This window comes from Bradyrhizobium genosp. P (genome assembly GCF_049949265.1).
Taxonomy (GTDB): Bacteria; Pseudomonadota; Alphaproteobacteria; order Rhizobiales; family Xanthobacteraceae; genus Bradyrhizobium.
In genome coordinates this window covers 3,350,072-3,367,779 of record NZ_CP188195.1, presented here as the reverse complement: position 1 = coordinate 3,367,779, position 17,708 = coordinate 3,350,072, and the positions used below count along the sequence as shown (strand labels likewise).

Genomic DNA, 17,708 nt, shown 5'->3' with positions numbered 1-17,708 from the left:
GTCCGGACGTGGTCCAAAGCTTAGCCGGGATCGCTGGCGACGGCTGTCTATGGTAAGGGCACGGGTGGCCCCGCTATAGCCCGATGATCGGCAAGGACTTGGCCAACGAAACGATGAAAGACGTTGAAATCCTCAACAGGCTCTCACAACAACTTCGGAATTCTTCGGATCACGCCGACGACAATCTCTTCAATGAGGTCGATGCCTGCATTTACAAGGACAAACACGATTGCCTGTCCGGTTTAGGGACGGCCGCCGATTTCCCCGCCGGCCGCTTCGAGACGCTTGATCGTGGGAATTGCGAGTTCGGACTGTTTGGCCAAGTCGGCCCGCGACCAACCAAGCAAAGCTCTCGCCGCTTTAACCTGCCGAATTGATGCTCGTATTATTGGCAACCGCTAGCGCCCCATTGCCATCCCTCTGATTTGAGTTTGTAGACTTTGTAGCCGGGCATAGCTCCCTCGTTCACAGTCGGGGCTGCAGCCGTCATTTAGCCCGCCGCCCTCGCCTTCTCAGCCTAACCCCCGTCCCGCGCCCATTGTCTGGGATGAACTCGACGCTGGCTTTCTCGGCGTGCCGAACCACCCCGACCAGTGAGGTTGGCACTGCGGCTTCACTCCCGGCTGCGAGCGGGGGCAGGCATCGAGCGGTGAGATGCGACGTTCGCCGACGCCCGCGCGGCGTTCGAGACGCCTGGCGCGAGCTGCCGCCGACCCACACCGTTTTGAAGGCGGTGTTTTGCTGTGGTGCACAACCGATTTTGTTTCTCGCCAACCAATTGAGCGTTAGTCTTCCGCGTGGCGCTCGCCCACCTACCGCCATCCCGCGAGCGCCCTATTGGTTAGGGACGTTCATCTCTACCCACCCCCGTCCGACCCAGCCCCGGACGGGGGTTTTGCTTGTTGGCCCATTTTGATTCCGCAAGTGGCTTATTTCGACCAGTACCCGCTGCCGAAGTAACCCTATCGGATCAAGGTCCAAACGAGAACCGCCGAAGTGCCCCTCCGAGCCCGAATGCCATCAGGATCGCTGGCACTGGCCGGAATAGACCATTCTGACAATCGAAACCGGCAACTTAATCAAACAGCGCCCCTAAACGAATAGGCCAAACTCGGGATCGCTTGCAACGGCTGCCGAGTTCGACCAGGAAGCCTAGTGAGCAATGATTCGACCAAGCGTGGCAAGGCGCCATTCGCCGTTGAGTCCCCTACGCGCCACCTGCGGTCGCTGGCCATGGCTCCTCTTGATCGTCATTTTCGCTATGGCAGGCTGCCGGCGTTTACGATTCGAGTGGCCCTGGTAGCCGGCAACCGGCTCGCGGTTAGCGGATACTGGGGGATGCTCAAGGGCGAGCCGTGTGACTAGCATCCCGCCACTGCCAACAACGATAGAAACGAAATGAAACAGGGCATTTCGACCAGGGAAATGGACACCGACTGCGGCGTTCCTCCGCCGCCTTCACCGGCAAGAACGTCGACGTGCACGATGCGTTGTGGGATTTCCGCGGCGATCTCGCCGAGCTCCTCGCCAATCCGCTGCGCACGAACCTTTATTTCGGCTTCGACAATCTGTGCCTCGACATACTCGGACAGGGCGTCTCGACCGTGGGGCTCGCCGACCAGGTCGCAGCACAGATCGCCCAGCTCGGCGTGGCGCTCGGCGTCGAACCGACCTGGACCCGGAGGGCGGCGCGCGCTATGCGGCGGGCACCGCTGCGGCGCCGAGGGATCCTGACGAGATCCTGCGCGCGATCTCGCCGGACAGTCCGCTTCCGGTGCCCGTTTCCCGGCGAGCCCCGCCTGGTGACCGCGATGGGAATCGCGTCGTACCGACCGATTCAGGCGATCTATCAGGCACGCAAGCTCCTCGAGTGCTGCGCGCTTGCGCGTAAATCCCCACATCGTGGTCGTCTTGGCAACAGCCCAGCGCCAAGGCGTACTACTCGCCGACCGCATCGACGAATCAATCTCGCGCCGCCGGTCGGTCAAAGGACCGAACAAGATCGAAAACCCCAAGCGCCCGACGACGCACTTGGTCAAGAATGCGTTGGCGTGACGGCACCATCGTCATCCGCGACGACCAAGACTGGTTTGTGGCCTGAAATGCCGGGGCTGGTGAAGCTCTGGCAGCAGGGAAGCGGCCTGGGTAGCCACCTTGGCCGGTTGTTGCCGCAGCCCGGAGCCTTTCGCGGTGCGACGAACTTGAAGCGGACCAATGGAATTGAACCATGCCTCCGCCTTGGTCAGGACGGCGCTCGACTGCGAGCTGACCCGGGCCATCTTACAGTATCGTTCCGCCGGTTGCTCGACCGTTAGCCCCCACATGGTCACGAGCGCCGCAGCCCTGCCTCCGACGGGCCGAGCACTATTTAGTCGTCCGTTAAGAAACCGAATTAAGCGGAGAGCGGTCGCTGGCGGCAGCGATGAGGGTGGTCAGGATCAGGCACCAAAGAGCCCTTAGCCAGGCGATGATGCGGCGGAAGTTGTGGCCGACGGCTGAGAGGATGACGTTAGCCGCATCGCCGGCGCGGCCTTTGAGGTAGCAGCGGCCGAGGTGACCATCGGTCTTCAGGTGTCCGATGATGGGTTCGATGGCGGAGCGGCGGCGCAGCTCGCGCTTGATGACACCGAAGACGCCGCGCTTCTGGCCAGAGATGAAGATTCGGCGGGGATTTTGTGCGTTGTGACCGCGGTATCCCTTGTCGACATAGGCCCGCTCGATCGCGCAGCCGGTGAGTGTCTCGGTGCGGTCAATGACGTCCTGCAAGGTATGACCGTCGTACGGGTTATCGGGTAGCGCCGTGGCGTGCAGCACGAACAGGCCCCCAGGAGCCAGGCGGTTGTTGGTGACGATGGAGGCTTTGACGCCGAACTCGTAAGGCGCGGCTGCTTTGCCCTTGCCGATGCACTCCACCTCCGGGGCGTGGAAGGAATAGAGCTTCCAGCCGCGCTGGCGTTGCTGCTGCGAGCGGATCTGCGAAGCCCGGCTGAGCGGGAGGGCGAACGCGTTCTCGATCACAGCCTGACCTTCGATCTTGCGGCGGAGATCGCGGATGATCCGGCCCAGCCGGCTACGCAGGATGCGCAACTGCCGCTGATGCCGTTTGAATTGCTTGGCATGGGCGTAGCGCCCCGCCATCATTGCCGCGGTCTTGGCAATGCGAAGGTAGGACTGCCGCAGCTTGACCCCGTGCTTCCTCGCCAGGCGGTTGAGCCCCTTGATCGCCGCGTGCAGCAGCTTGGCATCGGTCGGGAAGGTGATCGCCTTCGGCTGCACGGTGGTATCGACCGTGACCCGCTTGAGGTCCTGGCTGCGTAACGCGCCGGCCTCGTGCGCCACCCGCAAGCTCTCGGCCAGCAACAGCTCCAGCTTGTCGCCGAGCCGTTTGCGCCAGTGGCTCAGGTCCGAGCGCTCGTGCGGGAAGGCGTGCTGAAAGAACTCTTCGCCGGTGAAGAACTGGAAGTACGGGTCGTGGACCCAGCGCTCGCACACCCCCTCATCGGACAGGCCATAAATGTGCTTGAGCAACAGCAGCCCGATCATGAATCGGGTCGCGATGCCTGGCCGACCGTTCTCGCTATAGAGCGGCGCGATCTCACCGTCGATCCAGTCCCAATCGACTTTGCCGGCGAGCTGAACCAGCTCGTGCTTCATATTGATGATCTGGTCCAGCCTGGCCCGGAACAGATCGCCCGATCCCGTCGTCCTGTGCTTCTTCGGTCGCATCGCCACCTCCGATGCGACGACGGAATCATGACTGGCGATTCGACGGAATCCTGAAAATGAAATTGCAGGGTTCCGATGCTCGAAGCATCAAAACCCTGCAATCGCAAAACAGTCCACAACGACAAATGCGATTCTAGCTCAATCGCTTAGCCGCTCTTCACGGACGACTATTTACAGGCGCGAATGTAGCCCGACAGAGTGATGCCTCGGCGCCGCTCAACGGAGATGTAAAGCCGCGATTTCCTTGTGGGGCCCAGCGGGTGCGCCGCTTCGTTAGCCGCTGCTCTGTATATCAAAGCAAGATCACGGAAGGGCACGGCGCTTTCGGCCAAGACGCAGCGCTCCGCTTGGGATAGGCAGATTTTCTCAAGATCGCTAAGCCGCCTCGCGGTCTGCTCCGAATGATGCACCGTCCTCACCCCCCGATTAATGGCGATATCAAGGGTCCGACATTATGGTTAACAATTAGTAACCGCCCGGCCGTGGCGAATTAGCCAAGCGAGCATCGGCACGGTCGCAATCGGGGACATCAATGATGCGGCAAGGATCGCCCCGCCTGCGCTCTGTATGCCAGTCAGCCCGGCAGTGCTTTTTGGCAGGCGTTTCGACGCTCCGTCTAGTATCCCAACACCGAACGCCTAATTTGACAATTCCCCTCCGCGGGTGGGATAATGTGATCCCCTGCGCCGATGGCCTTGGCATTCCAATTCACGCAGTCACAGGTTCGGCGCCTAGTTTGAGGCGTGGAAAGCGCGGGGCTCAGGAGCCTTACGTTCAGTCCTGAGGGTAGATCACTGCGACCGTTGAGGAGCGCAACCGGAGCGCGGGTCGTATCGTCGAGAGCTTGGCAACTTGGGATGATTGCTGATGAGCAGGTTATCTTCCACAACATATCGCGCCCTTGGCGCGCGGTAGGTCGCTGCCGTTCTCTGCCCCTGCGTGTTCGGACCTGTACGGCAGACCGGCACCTCGTGCTTTGGGCAGTTCTTCGGGTGCCTACAAAATAACCTTCATGAAGTTTGGGTAATCCTTTACGGTATGTAGAGTATTGGGGGGTGCAAACTATGGCAGGACTATCGCGTCAGGAATACTTCAGGCAGATGGAGCAGACCTGTCTCAAGCAAGCCGAGCGATGTGCGCTGGAGGATGCCCGAGAAGCCTTCCGCCTGCTCGCAGTGAACTACTACCGGGCCGCCCAGGAACGGGCTAGCAACACACACAATCGAGCGCCTCCGCGTCTGCAGGGCTGAATCAAATACGGCAAGTGCCGATCTGGCGCGGAAGGCACCGAACGACCGAAGAATCGTATGCGCGCCCCAGCCTCAAACGTTAAGGACGCTCCGCAATTGATCTGCCGTACGTGCAGAAGGCTGATGGAATTAATCGGCGCCGCGCCCGATACGAAAACTGGCCGCACTGTCCTAGTCTACAGATGCTCGCTCTGCGATCGGTGCAGCAAAGCTCAGGTCAAGTAACGTCGCCTCAGTTAACGGCCGCTTCCGTTTCGACAATCGGAATCGACATTGCGAATTCAAGTTGCTGTGCAAAACCGAAGATACCGCGGCGTTGGGTGTCCACAATTCGCGCAGGCGACCTTCGAACAGCTATGTTGCGGGAATTGCGCTACGGAGAAAGCCAACAGAGATCCGGCCTTAGGCCACCCGCCAGCTTGTGGCGGGCATGCAGGCCTATCACGCCGAGCGCCACAGCGTCCGTCGGGGACGTGCAAGCCACCAATCCCCCTCCTCAACGGGCCCTCGATGAGTTCGAATCCTGACCTTGCCTTCACCGCCCCATTGCTCTCCGTCTCCGCCATTTATTGCGATTTTCTGCAGCATTTCGCGACTTTCTTCGATTTATGCCCACACATAAACCCAACAAGGCACGATCCCTCAGGGGATATCTCGATTGATCAGTTCGGCGCCTATAGCTAACCGGGCAGATGCCGCAAGAAGCCGCTCGGAGTTCCTCGAGAGCAACCCGGCTTTTGCGGTTTGGTATCGCGCCAGGAGATCGCGGTGGTCAACCGCTTCTTCCACAGCCACGACGCGCGGTAGTACGGCGCCGTTCCGCGACGCTGTTTAGAGCTAGTAAATTTGCACGGGCCAGTGAGCAGCGTTTCCATGCATGCTCTGGCGCCGCAAGCCCGCTCACTTCCTACTCTACCGGGCCAAGAAATTCGAGACAGAGCTATAGGCAAACATAGCGACGTTCACATCGGGGTAAATCGGCATCCGCGCGGGGATGCCGCGAGGCCTCGGCCGATCAGGCTGGCACTGGGAATTCTATCCGGAGTTGGAACTCGGACAATCTTCAAACGGATCGGGCCCTACCTTCGAAGAGTAGCGAGCGGTCTTTGAGACCGGGTGGCGTGGACTCGCTCACTAAGGTGGCCTTCGAGGCTTGACGCGGACTGCGAGACATTACCGGACGGAAATACAAAACGCGGAGTCCAAGCCTGGGAACCGCCAACTCAATTGCCTTTGGCCGAATCTCGTTGTTTCTGCGGTAGCCTGATCATCACAGCAACCGCGTTCGATCACGCCGCTAAATCATACCGGAACGGCCGCAAAGAAGGAGCCCGAGGGAACCGAGCGCGTCAATGTGTTCGAGGTCGTTCAGCACGCCCGATCTGTATCCAAGAGATCAACGCGTCCTTCCTATTCGAGGATATGACAGCCGCCAAACTCGCAGGTCATGACATCTTCAGGAAGGTGCCCCCGGGACATCGCTCACTCTATACTCATAGCACCTGGCCACTCGGACGCAGACGTTTATTGCGTCGTCCACCCGCAAGCATTCGGTCTTGGGATCAAGAGCTGTGCGTCGGCCTGCTTTCTCAAAAGCGTTGCAAAGACAGGCCGCATTTTCGAGAAGCAGCTTGACCCACCGCTTGTGCGCAACAAGTTTGTCCAAGTAGCCTTGGTTGGTAGAGATTTCGAAGGGTGACGCAGACTCGACGCTGCTCCATCGCCCTCCTTGCGCGCAGAAATACGTCACGCTCGACGATCGGTTCGATAGTGCCCTCACTTCTGACCCAGAGGTCTCTTGGATTGTGCGCTCTTTTCGCTCCCAGCTTCTCGGTGTCGCGATTGTAGATGAAGTTACCGATATGGGCTTCGTTATGAAGAATTGCATTTATCGCCTTTTGGCGCGATGGCCCTCCTCGGTTGGTAAGAACGCCTCGGCGGTTAAGCTCCCGGCAATTGCCGACTGCGATTTGTGTCGAAGATACTCATTGAAGATCCACTTCACGACCTCTGTCTGATCGCGTGTTCCTGGACGGAACCTTACGCGGTCGGTAATCAAAAACTTCCGCCGCTCGCCGGCTTTCAGGATTCCTTTCGGCCGGCATTGCTCGTCCACGACCAGTCGTTGCAGACCATAAGCTGCTGGACCACCCATTTTGAAGCCGAGGCCGGCTAGTCGCAAAGCTCCCGCAAGAACCTTAGCTGACAGTTCCCGGCTGAACTCTGCCGCCATGACTCTCTTGATATTCTTCACAATGCTGGAAAGCAGCCTTCCGTCGTTCTCGAATTACTCCGAGCAATAGGCAACTTTAATGCCGGCCTTTCGGCAAATGAACTCATAGTGCGCACTCTCGTCAACGTCCTGAAAGCGGCCCCATCGGCTGACATCAAAGACCAGCAAATGACCGAAGCCAGCCTGCCCGGACCGGACGTCCTCAATCAATTCAGCCAGACCGCCTCTATTCTCGATCTTCAGGCCGCTTTCACCTTCGTCGCGATAAGTGCGAATAATCGCGAGTTTATGAAGTTCGGCATAGGTAGCGATCACCACCGCCTGATTTTCGATTGAATGTTGTTGATAGTCGGTGGACATACGGACGTATCGCGCGGCCCGGTGCATCTTTTGCGATTGAGGTAAACGGTCCCTGTTTACAACAAGTGCGTTTGCCACGGTGCTCCTCCCGCGCAGCGATCGATCTCGCCGCGCGCTCGCTCAAGCCCCAGAGCAATAATTAAGACCTATGCCGTGGTCAGCGCCATGCAAGTCGATGGGTTAGGGGGGCTGTCGTATTGCCTTGCGAGATGAGTTGGCTGACGTCCTTCACCATCGATTTGGCCTTTTTGGCTTTCGCCTTCGCTGGCTTGCGTTTCGTTGTGGCCGTCGTCATGCTCTCTCGTCTGTCAACGCAGGCAATCACCTGCAGGGCGGAGAGAAGCCAATGGGTGAACATCAATGGGCCGATGTATCGGCTTACGGCGATCCGTGGGAAGTCCAGGTCGACATGAAAGCAGATCCTAACCAGGCGACAGCTTGGCGGTATCGATCCGCGATGTTGGGCAATCTTCGCGCGGATTGGTCCAGCGGGAAGCCTCCGGCCGGCGCGTATGCGAATCCGGCGGCGCTCTCGGAAGCTGAAGTTCAAGCCCTGGCACGCGATACGGAGAACTGAAAAGCGCTCATTTCCGCGCGGCGCCCGGTTTGATAGCCATGTGCTGGCCGAAAGCGCAGGCGCGCGACGGAATCCGCCGATGAAAATGACCGAAGATCGCCCTATGCCGATCCTGCGAAGGCCACGCGCCGACCGCCGGAGCACGCCAACGCCTTCCCGCCGGTTCAGGATGGCCGAATCTACATCGAATTCATCAACGCCAAGATGCCGTACGGGGACAAGGCAACGGCAGCGGAATGTTGGGCCGGCCTGAACTTTGCGATCGCACGCGGCTGGCTCAAATATCACGAGAGCTGACCTGTGACGGGCCCTTCGATCTGTACTGGCAATAGGCGAACAAGCATCCCGACAGCCGTCTCATGTTGGACGGCCGCCTCTACAACCCGATCATCCGGTTGTCCGGAGCGGAACGACACGATCGCGCCAAGGCGAATGAAGCAGTCGCGAACTACGTTTGGCCTCTCGATAGCAAGGATCAGGCTGACTGATACTCCCGCGAGTAGTCTCCCCTTTGGAGCACTTTACCGTGAACAAATGAGGTCCGACCGCATTAAGCCATATATCCCAGCCTTATCCATGGGAACAGCAATGGAGTGAGACCCCAATGGACGTTGCCATCTACGAACGCATTCCTCGAAGCGAGGACGTCAAGACCGATCGCGAAACGGTCATCCATTCCGACGGCAGCCTTTCGGTGACCGACTGCACTTATAGGGATCGGATCTACTTCGCCGAGATCATTTCGCGCCGGCATGAGGAACTGGACCCGAGCCGTAGGCTCTCCTAGCGAGAGCAGGTGATTGTCAGCAAGGCTGTCTGGAGTTTCGCTAATGTTGCCGGCGCCGTGCAGGCAACTACCACGGCACCGAGGAACACGACGAAAGAAATCGGCTCCACGAAGCGCCGCCAGGTCGTGAACATGGACAATAGGAACGCGAAAGCGCCTATCGCGAGCGCTTTCCAGTAAGCCTCCGCAAAAACGAGAACCGAAACAGCCGTCATCATCGCGATCATCGCCGCCTTATTCAGGCGGATAACACGGAGCACAAGATGATCCATCATGCCCGCCCGGTAGAAATGACCATCGAGACCTCGGTCAAGCAAATCGCAACATGCACGGATTGAGAACCCGGCGACCCTATCCGTGTCAATGGCATAAATGCCAATCGGTGCCCGCGCCGCCGCCCGATGGCGGCTTTTCCAATATTATGGCGCAAAGCCATGGGAATATCTGGCTACCCTGTCGGGGGCCATGGCGTCGCTGACTACTTATTGTCGATCCAACATGCGGCCTTCCTGGCCGCCCATGTAGCGGCTACCCGTCATGGTAAGATCGCCCGGCTGTACAAAATAGTCCCCGTTTGCAGCCAACTCCCGTCTGCTTGCTTCTTGAAAGCATCACAGGGCACGGTTGACAGAGCGGCAGGCCATCCCCCGGTCACGGTGTAGCTAGGACCGGATTGGAAGCCGTCCTCTCGGAGGCCCGCCATTGGGCCGGATGACGCGTACCTGTGACGGCTCGGTCCAAGGAGATCAGTCGCCACCCCTCAAGGCCGCAAACCTGAGGCTAGTCGCGCCAAAGGTCGCAATCCTGCAAAGCAGGCATGTGCCTTCCCCACCGATGATTCAGCGGGTACATTCTCCGGCTGACGTCTCTCGATAGCCAAGTGAAAGTTTGAAAATGTTGTGGCCGGACGTTCGCGCCTGTGATGGGGCAGCGGGCGATTAGCGAGATCTCGCACGCGCAGCAATCAGATCCGTTTGCAGCCGTGATGCCATATCATTCGCGGGCTCTCTGCTCGGCGGGGGCTCATCGAGGTTCTGCGCCCACGGCGCTGCCGCTTGAGCCGTCGGACTCGATTGCCACTCCCCATTCCTGCTTGAAGCGATCGAGGCCACGAAGATACTCTTTCGGAGAGGCCGCGAGTGACGTCTGACCTCCACACTAACGATTGCAGTAGCTGAGCGCCGTTCTCTGCCGTGAGAGATTGACGATTTGTAAAACGTGGCCGGCCGGACTTTGATGGACGACATAGGCAGCAAATCCTGCGGATGAACGCTTGGCATAATCGATGACCGCGATTGGGAATTATTCGCTCTGTTTCGGTTTCGCGATAATGGTGGCATCACGCTTGCTCGTGGCTCGAGTAATCATCATCGGCGACAAACTTTACCTGATCGGACTTGCGGTCTGTGCTGCTGCCATCGGGGCCGGGATATCTCGATGGGTCACCAACCAATCACCCGTCGATCGCATGTCGGCTCACCTGACGCAGAAAGCGAGGATAGTCGGGACACTCCTGTTCGTGCTGTTCGTTCTTTACGAGAACATGTACGAGGCGCTAAACCATGGTTACAATCATAGAAATCCCTACAGCCATAGAAACAGGATCACGGGGGCGATCTGCGCGGTCTTTGAATCATGCTGGCTCTCAGACGAGAAACCCGAGTACCGCGAAGATCAGAAAGCCGGACGCGTTTAGGCATTCACTTCAAGCGGCAAGGTCGGGTGGGTGGCCTCGCGAACTGCCGCTCGGTGAGCTTTCCACACCCACGACGAGAAGTAGCTAGCCGCCGTTCCGAGACGCTAGCGCTTGCAAATTTGCGCACGGCGGCGAGCGGCGTTTTCATGGTTCATGCCCTGGCGCCGCAAACCCGCCCATTTCCTTCGCTATTAGACCGGCCCAGTCGACCGTCACGCCATACTGCATCGGGCAAACAGTTCAAGTCCGTGCTGGTCTACTGCGTGACTGCCACCACAGCGGCCGGCTGATGCTTGCCACCCTGCCGATTGGGATTGGTACGACATCTCGGCGCATCTCGCGTGCACCGGCTGCGGTAGGGTCAGCCGGGTCGACACCCGGCTCGACTGGAGCGAAGTGATCAACTTCAAGAGAGGCATTCGCTGATTCACGAAGGCCTCTCCGAACGGCTATCTTCCGGAAATGCCGATCTGGAGAAAGTCCATCGAGATCCTGCCGTCGGAGACCACCAATCGGTGCCAGTTATAAAAGCTTCAGTTCGGCAGATTAGTTAGGGTCTGTTGAGATTCATCTAGAATGGATGACGGCGGTGGCGAGGTGGATCATCGCCTCGAACCGGGTGCAGCTCACGGTGCATTTTTCGTGCTGTCCCCCTTCCTGCTTGAAGCGATCGAGGCCACGAAGAGACTCTTTCGGAGAAGCCGAGAGTGACGTCTGACCTCCACTCCCACGATTTGCGATAGCTCACCCCCGTTCGTCGCAAGCTAAAATTTGCCCCTGGATGCGGTTTCCCCATGAAGATTAGTTGGAAGCAATTTGGTCTAGACCTTAGGAAGGCCCGCGAGGCCTGTGATTTTTCGCTTAGACAAGCTGCCGCGCTCTACGATATGCATTATTCGACATGGTACAGGTCAGAGAACGGGAGACCATTAGATAGCGTAGGCATGTATCTGATACTGTGCCGATGGATGTCGGTCGATCCGTTCAAATACCTTCAGCCTTAGATCGCCGGTTCGCGGCATGCTTGATAAGGTTGTCGATTGAATTTTCCGCTCGCGCTTCGGTCGCGGTTGAATCCGATGCCTTGTCGCCCTTCTCTGCTCCCCCTTGTTTGGACCTGTCCGGCAGCTTGGCACCTCTTGCCTAGCAGGCGTTCTTCGGGTGCCCACAAAATAACCTTTATATCGTTTTGGTATTATATTACGGTGCGCGGGGTATTGGGAGTTGCGAGCGATGGCAGGACAATCGCGCCAGAACTACTTCAGTCAGATGGAGCAGACCTGTCTCCAGCAGGCCGAGCGCTGTACGGTGGCGGACGCCCGAGAAGCATTCCGACTGCTCGCAGCGAACTATTACCGGGCCGCCCAGGAGCAGGCGTCTGCGGAGCTGATGAAATCTACCACGAGGCGCGGTAGCTTGGCGCTGTTTCGATACGCAAGGGATTGATAGTTTGCGCACCGCGGGCGAGCCGCGTTTTCATGGTTCATGCCCTGGCGCCGCGAGCCCGCTCACTTCCTCCGCTACTGGACCGGTCCCGTCGGTCGGGAGGCCACCGGTGCGTACGGCAAGCAGTTCAAGTCGGTGTTGGTCTATTACGTGAATTGCCACCAAGGCGGCCGGCTCCAGCTTGCCGCCCTGCCCGGTTGGGATTGGTACGACATCTCGGCGCGTCTCGCGTGCACCGGCTGCGGAAGGGTCGGCTGGGTCGACGCCCGGCTCGACTGGAGCGAGGTGATCAACTTCAACAAGGGAATCCGCTGATGCCTTACTCCGCCAGCTTCTTTTCAATGTAGGCGTTCACGGCCTCTGCGAAGGAACGTCGATCCCCGACTACGGTTGCTTGGACCACGACATCCGCCTGGATCAGTCTGAGCCCACTTTTCCGGGCGCCTGAGAGGGTCGCATCCCAATATTCGTTGATAGCTCTTTCGGCGAGCGGATGGCCATTCGGGTCGCCTTTTGCGATCAGTCGCCGCAGGATGCCTAAGCAATCGTCCAAGTGTGGCATGGGCATAGTATGCGACCGATTCGGGACCAACCGCACCTAAGAAACGCGGAGTTAGGAACCGGGCGCGTCCGAAGGCGTTGAGCGCTCGGATTTGCCCGAAAATCCATCCCTTGTGGGGAATCTATCGCGACATCCGGCCTCGATGAGGTCACCAAGGACGCCTCCAGCCGCCTTTTGCCTAGCAATCGCTATAACTCTGAATACATGCCCACTATGGCGCAGGTTAGTCACGTCATTGGCGATCCGAAACGGCGTCCTGATTTCGCCAGATACCGCAAGGTTCAGATTTTTGAGGCGGTTAAACGACGGACACACCAGGCACTTCGGAGCTATCAAACGCTGTCCGAGAAGGCCTGGATGGCTGGCGTCAATGCCATCGTCTTGAGAGCGAGTGGCAACCACAGATTTCGCGCGTTGCTAGATCGATTGGAAGACAAATACTCGCCGTACATCTTCCACGTGTCGCCTGTAACACTATCAAAAGGCCAATTTGTCAAGGGCAGCGAGATGTTTGACGCGGCGGAAGATGGCCTCATTCGCGGAGTCGGCGCCCGACAAATGCGCCTTTCGTCCAGGAACGCGCAGCATGGCTCGGGCTTGTTAACGACGCCGAGAGATAATGCGGCGCAGCGCTTCACGTGACTGACGTTCAAACGCTTGGGACCCGCTTAAGTGCGCCACTACGAAATCGTGTGCTGAAGGAGGAGGCGTCGATTCCGGAGAACTACAGACGGCACGACTTTCTCAACCTCTGTCGCACCTGTTGCAGAGCCAGCTCCGGATATAGCTAAATCACCAGCAGGCGGAGAGAAAAACAGCCGATTTCGAGGAGAGGATCCGATGGGCGAACATCAATGGGCCGATGTATCGGCCTACGGCGCTTCGTGGCAAGTGCAGGTCGACAGGAACTCAGAATCCTGACCAGCCGACAGCTTGGCGATATCGATCCGCGATGTTCGGCAATCATCGCACGGATTGGTCTAGCGGGAAGCCGCCGGCCGGCGCGTATGCGAACTCGGCGGCGCTCTCGGAAGCTGAAGTTCAAGCCATGCGAAACGGAAAACTGAAAAGCGCTGGTGTCCGAGGGGCGCATAAGGCTGTGGCCGACGGGGTGATCCCGACATGCGCCCACGCATCTATACCGTGCAGGCGCGACGGAACGGTCATTCATTCCGACGGGAGCCGTTCGGCGAACGAGTGCACCTATAGGGACCGGCTCTTCTTCGCCGAGATCATTTCACGCCGCCACGGAGAATTGGCGCCGGCCAACCAATAGCCGCTAGCGAGGCGACCACGCCTCCGATGCGAGGTGCCGATGGCGCTTTACCGGCCCGGTGGTTAGCGCGATCTCGCACGCGCAGTATCAAGATCGGTTTGCAGCCGTGATGCCGTTGCGCTCGCGGGCTCTCTGCTTGGCGGGGGCTCGCCAAGGTTCTGCGCCCACGGCGCTGCCGCTTGAGCCGTCGGACTCGATTGCAACTGCGCGCACGCGGAGAGCAAGCCGGCGAGGCTATAAGCCCTGCAGTGGTTATCGCATTGGCCCGCGTCACGAAGGTCTCCGACGGCATTCCCTTTGATATCACGACCCGCGAAGGCGTAGCCAATTACCATCGTGGACAGATCGTCGCAGCTTGCGCTTTCAGCAGTCAGGCGCGGGCCGCACCCGCGGTACTTGTTGCCTGCAAGGGCTGGCGGCAAGCCGGCAATCACAATCAGCTCACCGGAACCTGATCACTCCTTTCAGCGTTTTAACGTGAACAAACGGTGCGGTCCCGCCATCTATGACCATCTGATGAACGGGGCGTGTGAACGGAGCAATGTCGAAATGGATACCGCGATCTACGAAAGCATTCCGCGCGGCGATAACATCAAAACCGATCGAGAAATCATCGTTCACCCCGACGGAAGCCGTTCGGTGACCGAGTGCACTTATAGGGATCGGACCTACTTCGCCGAGATCATTTCACGCCGCCACGACGAATTGAAGCCAGCCAGCCAATAGCACTCTAGCGAGCAACCATTGCCCGAACGGAAGTCTGGATCCTGTCCAACGTCGACGGTTCGATGCAGGCAACGACCACCGCGGCGAGGAACACGATGAAGGAAATCGGCTCCACGAAGCGCCGCCAGGTCGTGAACATGGACAACAGGAACGCGAAAGCGCCTATCCAGAGCGCCTTCCAGTAGGTGTCCGTAAAAATGATGACCGAAACGGCCGTCATCATCGCGATCATTGCCGCTTTCGGAGTTCGGCGAACGACCCGGAGGACAAGCTCAAGGCGCGCATTAAAAGTCGCGTACTCCACTACGATCCTCCCGAGCCGACCGGCGGCCCCGACCTTGCAATAATTTGTAACAGTACTGCACGAAGTGAGAACCCGATGGCGCAACCGGTGTCAATGACCCAAACAGGTCATAGCGAGCCGGCGCTCAAAACTCGCCCATCAAACCAATCCTTCCAACGTGCACGTTGCTGCCGCCGTTGCCGTAAGACGCCGTCACAGCGATCGGAACGCTTAGATTTAGTCGATGGGCAACACTGAAGCCTGCCCCCATCTCGCCCATGAACGTCGCGCCATTGACTGCCCATGCCGTCTTGCCCGGAGCAGACGGCATTCAGATGTTTGCCATTGCCGCCGTCGCGGCCAGCCCTCGCTGTGTTTGTTGAATTTGAGACAGAGCGGTGGCTAGCCCCTGCTGCGTCTGCTGAATTTGAGAGAGCGCTCCATCCAGGCGTTGTTGCAAGGAAGTGATGACTGGTCCGCCTGCAATGAACGCGTTGCTGTTTACGATACCACCATTCACTACGGTACCACCGCCATCAGGTAGCACGGTGTATTGTCCTAGGTTGAAGAACGAGTTGGCATAGTCGAGCTGCGTCGGGAGCGGAGTGGAAGTAACACGCAACGGCTGCGGATAGGATTGATTGAGTTGATCAGAATTGAGGTAGTCGGTCGCCGATGCCTTGTTGAGAAGCAAGGCCAAGAGAACCATCGCAGACAGCAATCTTAAGAACATAGTCAGCCTCCCCTTTTGCTGAAGGCCAGCAGTATTGGCGCTTCTCGCAAAGGTAGAAAGGCCAAAATAATAGTACGCGGTCCGTAGGCCCACTTGGGACGTAGTTCTACGGGATTGGCGAACTGAGCCAACAGGCCCGGCAGTATCGATTTATCGGCTCACGTGAACGTTGGAGCGCTATCGTTCCCCCTAGGTCTAACGCTGACGCGGGGCCGTAGCCCCGCGCCCTGCTCTCTCAGCCCCGCCGGCGTTTGTGCGACATAAGCCGCGCGCGGGTGCGCTTCCGCCAATGGCGCCGATTAGAATCTCGCGCGGATTCGCAGTCAAGTGTAAACGGTTGCCGTTGTGCTGCCGCCTCGTTCCCATATGATAAGCATGGCGTTCGAGTCGCAATTTCAACAGGGGTTGCCGATGAGGAACGACCCAGAAGTTTTCTACCCTAAGCGCTTCGACCCAATTGTGGTGGACCACGTTTTAACCAACGATCCTCGCATGGGAACACGCGCTTCTGGCAGAGGTAGAAAGGTTCAAAAAGAAGGGCGTAGTTCTACGGGATCGGCCGCGATAGCGATTCGCTTCAACTGCTCCCGTACCGCGACAACCTATTTCGAGCCCGGCGGCGCATTTTTCGGGACTAGCGGGTCAGCCGCCGCCTGTGCGTCATGAGCCATGAGCCGCGCGCGGGTACGCTTCCGGTGCTATCTTCGAGGGCGTTGTGTCAGTGCCGTGCAAAATGCTAGATCGACTAGCAGGCTGGATCGTTGGCGAGGATTGTCCTCGGTAGGCGCCCGAGGGCGCACGCGATAGCCGAACAATCGATAAGAACTCGGCTTACCGGAACGACTAAAGACGAATGAAATCCTCAATAAGCTCGCACAACAACTTCGGAGTTCTTCGGGTTGCCTTCGCGACCATGGTTGTCCTCTCACATGCCCCTGAACTGGTTGACGGCGACCGCTCACGCGAACTGTTGACGCGATTATTTGGGACGTTGTCTTTCGGGGAGCTTGGAGTCGACGGCTTCTTTCTGATTAGCGGCTACCTGATTACGAAGAGCTTCGAAACGTCTTCGAGCGTTTTCAACTATCTAAGGAAGCGTGTGGCTCGCATCTATCCCGCATTTGTGGTTGCCACGCTGCTTTCGATAGTCTTCTTCGCTCCGTTGTCGGGGACACCGCTGACGCAACTAGGAATTCAGGATTGGGAGTTAGCGCTCAAGAGCATGGCCTTGCTACAGACACCTTCGGTACCAGCGTTTCCTGGTACTCATTATCCGGCCCTGAATGGTTCGATGTGGACCATCGCGTACGAGTTCCGCTGCTATCTCTTGATTGCGGCACTGGGCTTGGCTGGGGTCCTGCGCCACCGCGAATACGTGCTCGCAGTTGCTGCTGTGTTTGTCCTGATGCTTGCCGCCAAGATACCAACACCAATTCCAGCTTCGAATGTTTTCTACGGTAATCCGCCTGACGCGATCCGCCTGACGGCTGCCTTCTTGAGCGGTTCGGTCTTTTACCTCTATCGTGACGTAATTTCCTTCCGTACGGCCTACGTCGCGTTTGCCGCAACAGTTCTTTTTTTCTGTATGTTCGTGCCGCGCCTCGCTGAACCAGTCCTGTTCATCTTTGGTGGATACCTTATTTTCTGGCTGGCGTTCGTCGTGTCTCCAATCGCCCTCCGCGGCCTTACAACACGATACGACATTTCGTACGGCCTCTACCTTTACGCATGGCCTATCCAGAGTATGTTTGTGTTCTTTCGACCGGGTCTATCGCTTTGGAAGATGTTCGTCGCTTCGCTTTTCCTGTCACTGATCTGCGGGCTTCTGAGCTGGCTGCTTATCGAAAGGCGAGCGCAGGCATGGGCACACAAAGCCTTTTCTCAAGGACCCGACATACACGGGCCGGTTGTTCTAACTGAATCACCCGCAATCGAAGCTGAAGGCGCGGGATTGAAGCCCCGTGCCTTCGGTCGTTATCGCCCTAACCGTCTGGCGTGAGCCGCCAGCCGCTGCCGGTTACGCTGGTGCCGCCGACGCCGCCTCATGACGTCG

19 protein-coding genes are annotated in these 17,708 nt (G+C 58.4%); 11 read left to right on the top strand and 8 right to left on the bottom strand.

All coding sequences use genetic code 11. The features are described from left to right. The first annotated feature begins 83 nt into the window (after positions 1-83). Both ACP2YO_RS16240 and ACP2YO_RS16235 read left to right on the top strand, forming a co-directional pair. Positions 84-377, top strand: coding sequence for a hypothetical protein (locus ACP2YO_RS16240; protein ID WP_426441717.1), 294 nt, complete (start codon positions 84-86; stop codon positions 375-377). A 1,101-nt stretch (positions 378-1,478) separates the two neighbouring features. After that, complete coding sequence (locus ACP2YO_RS16235; RefSeq protein WP_426441716.1) at positions 1,479-2,315, top strand: hypothetical protein; 837 nt, start codon at positions 1,479-1,481, stop codon at positions 2,313-2,315. 64 nt (positions 2,316-2,379) lie between these two features. On the opposite strand, the gene ACP2YO_RS16230 is transcribed toward ACP2YO_RS16235, so the two are convergent. The 5 genes from ACP2YO_RS16230 to ACP2YO_RS16210 form a co-directional block, all read right to left on the bottom strand. Then, positions 2,380-3,726 (bottom strand): IS5 family transposase, encoded by a 1,347-nt coding sequence (locus ACP2YO_RS16230; protein WP_426436472.1) that lies wholly within the window; start codon positions 3,724-3,726, stop codon positions 2,380-2,382. 2,839 nt (positions 3,727-6,565) lie between these two features. Beyond that, positions 6,566-6,946 carry a recombinase family protein gene (locus ACP2YO_RS16225; protein ID WP_426443215.1) on the bottom strand — a complete coding sequence of 127 codons (381 nt, stop codon included), beginning with the start codon at positions 6,944-6,946 and terminating at the stop codon, positions 6,566-6,568. Next, complete coding sequence (locus ACP2YO_RS16220; protein WP_426441715.1) at positions 6,865-7,209, bottom strand: hypothetical protein; 345 nt, start codon at positions 7,207-7,209, stop codon at positions 6,865-6,867. Before ACP2YO_RS16220 ends, ACP2YO_RS16225 begins: the two co-directional genes overlap by 82 nt. A gap of 54 nt (positions 7,210-7,263) precedes the next feature. Then, positions 7,264-7,596, bottom strand: coding sequence for a recombinase family protein (locus tag ACP2YO_RS16215; RefSeq protein ID WP_426443214.1), 333 nt, complete (start codon positions 7,594-7,596; stop codon positions 7,264-7,266). A gap of 130 nt (positions 7,597-7,726) precedes the next feature. Continuing rightward, on the bottom strand, positions 7,727-7,864 hold the full coding sequence (locus ACP2YO_RS16210) for a hypothetical protein (RefSeq protein ID WP_426441714.1): 138 nt from the start codon (positions 7,862-7,864) through the stop codon (positions 7,727-7,729). 51 nt (positions 7,865-7,915) lie between these two features. On the opposite strand from ACP2YO_RS16210, the gene ACP2YO_RS16205 reads away from it, so the two are divergent. After that, positions 7,916-8,146 (top strand): hypothetical protein, encoded by a 231-nt coding sequence (locus tag ACP2YO_RS16205; protein ID WP_426441713.1) that lies wholly within the window; start codon positions 7,916-7,918, stop codon positions 8,144-8,146. A gap of 604 nt (positions 8,147-8,750) precedes the next feature. Then, the gene (locus tag ACP2YO_RS16200; RefSeq protein WP_426441712.1) at positions 8,751-8,933 is read left to right on the top strand and encodes a hypothetical protein; all 183 of its coding nucleotides are present in this window, start codon (positions 8,751-8,753) and stop codon (positions 8,931-8,933) included. Here the strand turns inward: ACP2YO_RS16200 and ACP2YO_RS16195 are convergent. After that, on the bottom strand, positions 8,930-9,205 hold the full coding sequence (locus tag ACP2YO_RS16195; protein WP_426441711.1) for a hypothetical protein: 276 nt from the start codon (positions 9,203-9,205) through the stop codon (positions 8,930-8,932). The two genes, ACP2YO_RS16200 and ACP2YO_RS16195, sit on opposite strands and share 4 nt — an antisense overlap. A 1,013-nt stretch (positions 9,206-10,218) precedes the next feature. Between ACP2YO_RS16195 and ACP2YO_RS16190 the strand changes: the two genes are divergently transcribed. The 6 genes from ACP2YO_RS16190 (at position 10,219) to ACP2YO_RS16165 (ending at position 14,639) form a co-directional block, all read left to right on the top strand. Then, on the top strand, positions 10,219-10,629 hold the full coding sequence (locus ACP2YO_RS16190) for a hypothetical protein (RefSeq protein WP_426441710.1): 411 nt from the start codon (positions 10,219-10,221) through the stop codon (positions 10,627-10,629). A 794-nt stretch (positions 10,630-11,423) separates the two neighbouring features. Then, positions 11,424-11,633: a helix-turn-helix domain-containing protein gene (locus ACP2YO_RS16185; RefSeq protein WP_426441709.1), complete on the top strand. Its 210-nt coding sequence runs from the start codon at positions 11,424-11,426 to the stop codon at positions 11,631-11,633. A 481-nt stretch (positions 11,634-12,114) separates the two neighbouring features. After that, positions 12,115-12,390: a hypothetical protein gene (locus tag ACP2YO_RS16180; RefSeq protein WP_426441708.1), complete on the top strand. Its 276-nt coding sequence runs from the start codon at positions 12,115-12,117 to the stop codon at positions 12,388-12,390. Positions 12,391-12,850: 460 nt separating this feature from the next. Then, positions 12,851-13,279 (top strand): hypothetical protein, encoded by a 429-nt coding sequence (locus tag ACP2YO_RS16175; RefSeq protein ID WP_426441707.1) that lies wholly within the window; start codon positions 12,851-12,853, stop codon positions 13,277-13,279. Positions 13,280-14,173: 894 nt separating this feature from the next. Further along, positions 14,174-14,368, top strand: coding sequence for a hypothetical protein (locus tag ACP2YO_RS16170; protein ID WP_426441706.1), 195 nt, complete (start codon positions 14,174-14,176; stop codon positions 14,366-14,368). Between the two features lie 94 nt (positions 14,369-14,462). Beyond that, positions 14,463-14,639: a hypothetical protein gene (locus ACP2YO_RS16165; RefSeq protein WP_426441705.1), complete on the top strand. Its 177-nt coding sequence runs from the start codon at positions 14,463-14,465 to the stop codon at positions 14,637-14,639. A 4-nt stretch (positions 14,640-14,643) separates the two neighbouring features. On the opposite strand, the gene ACP2YO_RS16160 is transcribed toward ACP2YO_RS16165, so the two are convergent. Together ACP2YO_RS16160 and ACP2YO_RS16155 are read right to left on the bottom strand one after the other, a co-directional pair. Continuing rightward, on the bottom strand, positions 14,644-14,943 hold the full coding sequence (locus tag ACP2YO_RS16160) for a hypothetical protein (RefSeq protein ID WP_426441704.1): 300 nt from the start codon (positions 14,941-14,943) through the stop codon (positions 14,644-14,646). A 310-nt stretch (positions 14,944-15,253) separates the two neighbouring features. Then, positions 15,254-15,655: a hypothetical protein gene (locus ACP2YO_RS16155; RefSeq protein WP_426441703.1), complete on the bottom strand. Its 402-nt coding sequence runs from the start codon at positions 15,653-15,655 to the stop codon at positions 15,254-15,256. An 853-nt stretch (positions 15,656-16,508) separates the two neighbouring features. Here ACP2YO_RS16155 and ACP2YO_RS16150 point away from each other — a divergent pair. Further along, a complete protein-coding gene (locus ACP2YO_RS16150; RefSeq protein WP_426441702.1) occupies positions 16,509-17,654 on the top strand; it encodes an acyltransferase family protein in 1,146 nt (381 codons plus the stop codon). Positions 17,655-17,708 lie beyond the last annotated feature (54 nt).

What these genes read in the sequence shown, in the direction of transcription:
- ACP2YO_RS16195 (WP_426441711.1), bottom strand. Translation starts at nt 9,205, where the DNA reads ATGGATCATCTTGTGCTCCGTGTTATCCGCCTGAATAAGGCGGCGATG.
- ACP2YO_RS16165 (WP_426441705.1), top strand. Translation starts at nt 14,463, where the DNA reads ATGGATACCGCGATCTACGAAAGCATTCCGCGCGGCGATAACATCAAA.
- ACP2YO_RS16240 (WP_426441717.1), top strand. Translation starts at nt 84, where the DNA reads ATGATCGGCAAGGACTTGGCCAACGAAACGATGAAAGACGTTGAAATC.
- ACP2YO_RS16200 (WP_426441712.1), top strand. Translation starts at nt 8,751, where the DNA reads ATGGACGTTGCCATCTACGAACGCATTCCTCGAAGCGAGGACGTCAAG.
- ACP2YO_RS16155 (WP_426441703.1), bottom strand. Translation starts at nt 15,655, where the DNA reads ATGTTCTTAAGATTGCTGTCTGCGATGGTTCTCTTGGCCTTGCTTCTC.
- ACP2YO_RS16150 (WP_426441702.1), top strand. Translation starts at nt 16,509, where the DNA reads ATGAAATCCTCAATAAGCTCGCACAACAACTTCGGAGTTCTTCGGGTT.
- ACP2YO_RS16190 (WP_426441710.1), top strand. Translation starts at nt 10,219, where the DNA reads ATGACCGCGATTGGGAATTATTCGCTCTGTTTCGGTTTCGCGATAATG.
- ACP2YO_RS16220 (WP_426441715.1), bottom strand. Translation starts at nt 7,209, where the DNA reads ATGGCGGCAGAGTTCAGCCGGGAACTGTCAGCTAAGGTTCTTGCGGGA.
- ACP2YO_RS16180 (WP_426441708.1), top strand. Translation starts at nt 12,115, where the DNA reads ATGCCCTGGCGCCGCGAGCCCGCTCACTTCCTCCGCTACTGGACCGGT.
- ACP2YO_RS16205 (WP_426441713.1), top strand. Translation starts at nt 7,916, where the DNA reads ATGGGTGAACATCAATGGGCCGATGTATCGGCTTACGGCGATCCGTGG.
- ACP2YO_RS16185 (WP_426441709.1), top strand. Translation starts at nt 11,424, where the DNA reads ATGAAGATTAGTTGGAAGCAATTTGGTCTAGACCTTAGGAAGGCCCGC.
- ACP2YO_RS16215 (WP_426443214.1), bottom strand. Translation starts at nt 7,596, where the DNA reads ATGCACCGGGCCGCGCGATACGTCCGTATGTCCACCGACTATCAACAA.
- ACP2YO_RS16230 (WP_426436472.1), bottom strand. Translation starts at nt 3,726, where the DNA reads ATGCGACCGAAGAAGCACAGGACGACGGGATCGGGCGATCTGTTCCGG.
- ACP2YO_RS16210 (WP_426441714.1), bottom strand. Translation starts at nt 7,864, where the DNA reads ATGACGACGGCCACAACGAAACGCAAGCCAGCGAAGGCGAAAGCCAAA.
- ACP2YO_RS16175 (WP_426441707.1), top strand. Translation starts at nt 12,851, where the DNA reads ATGGCGCAGGTTAGTCACGTCATTGGCGATCCGAAACGGCGTCCTGAT.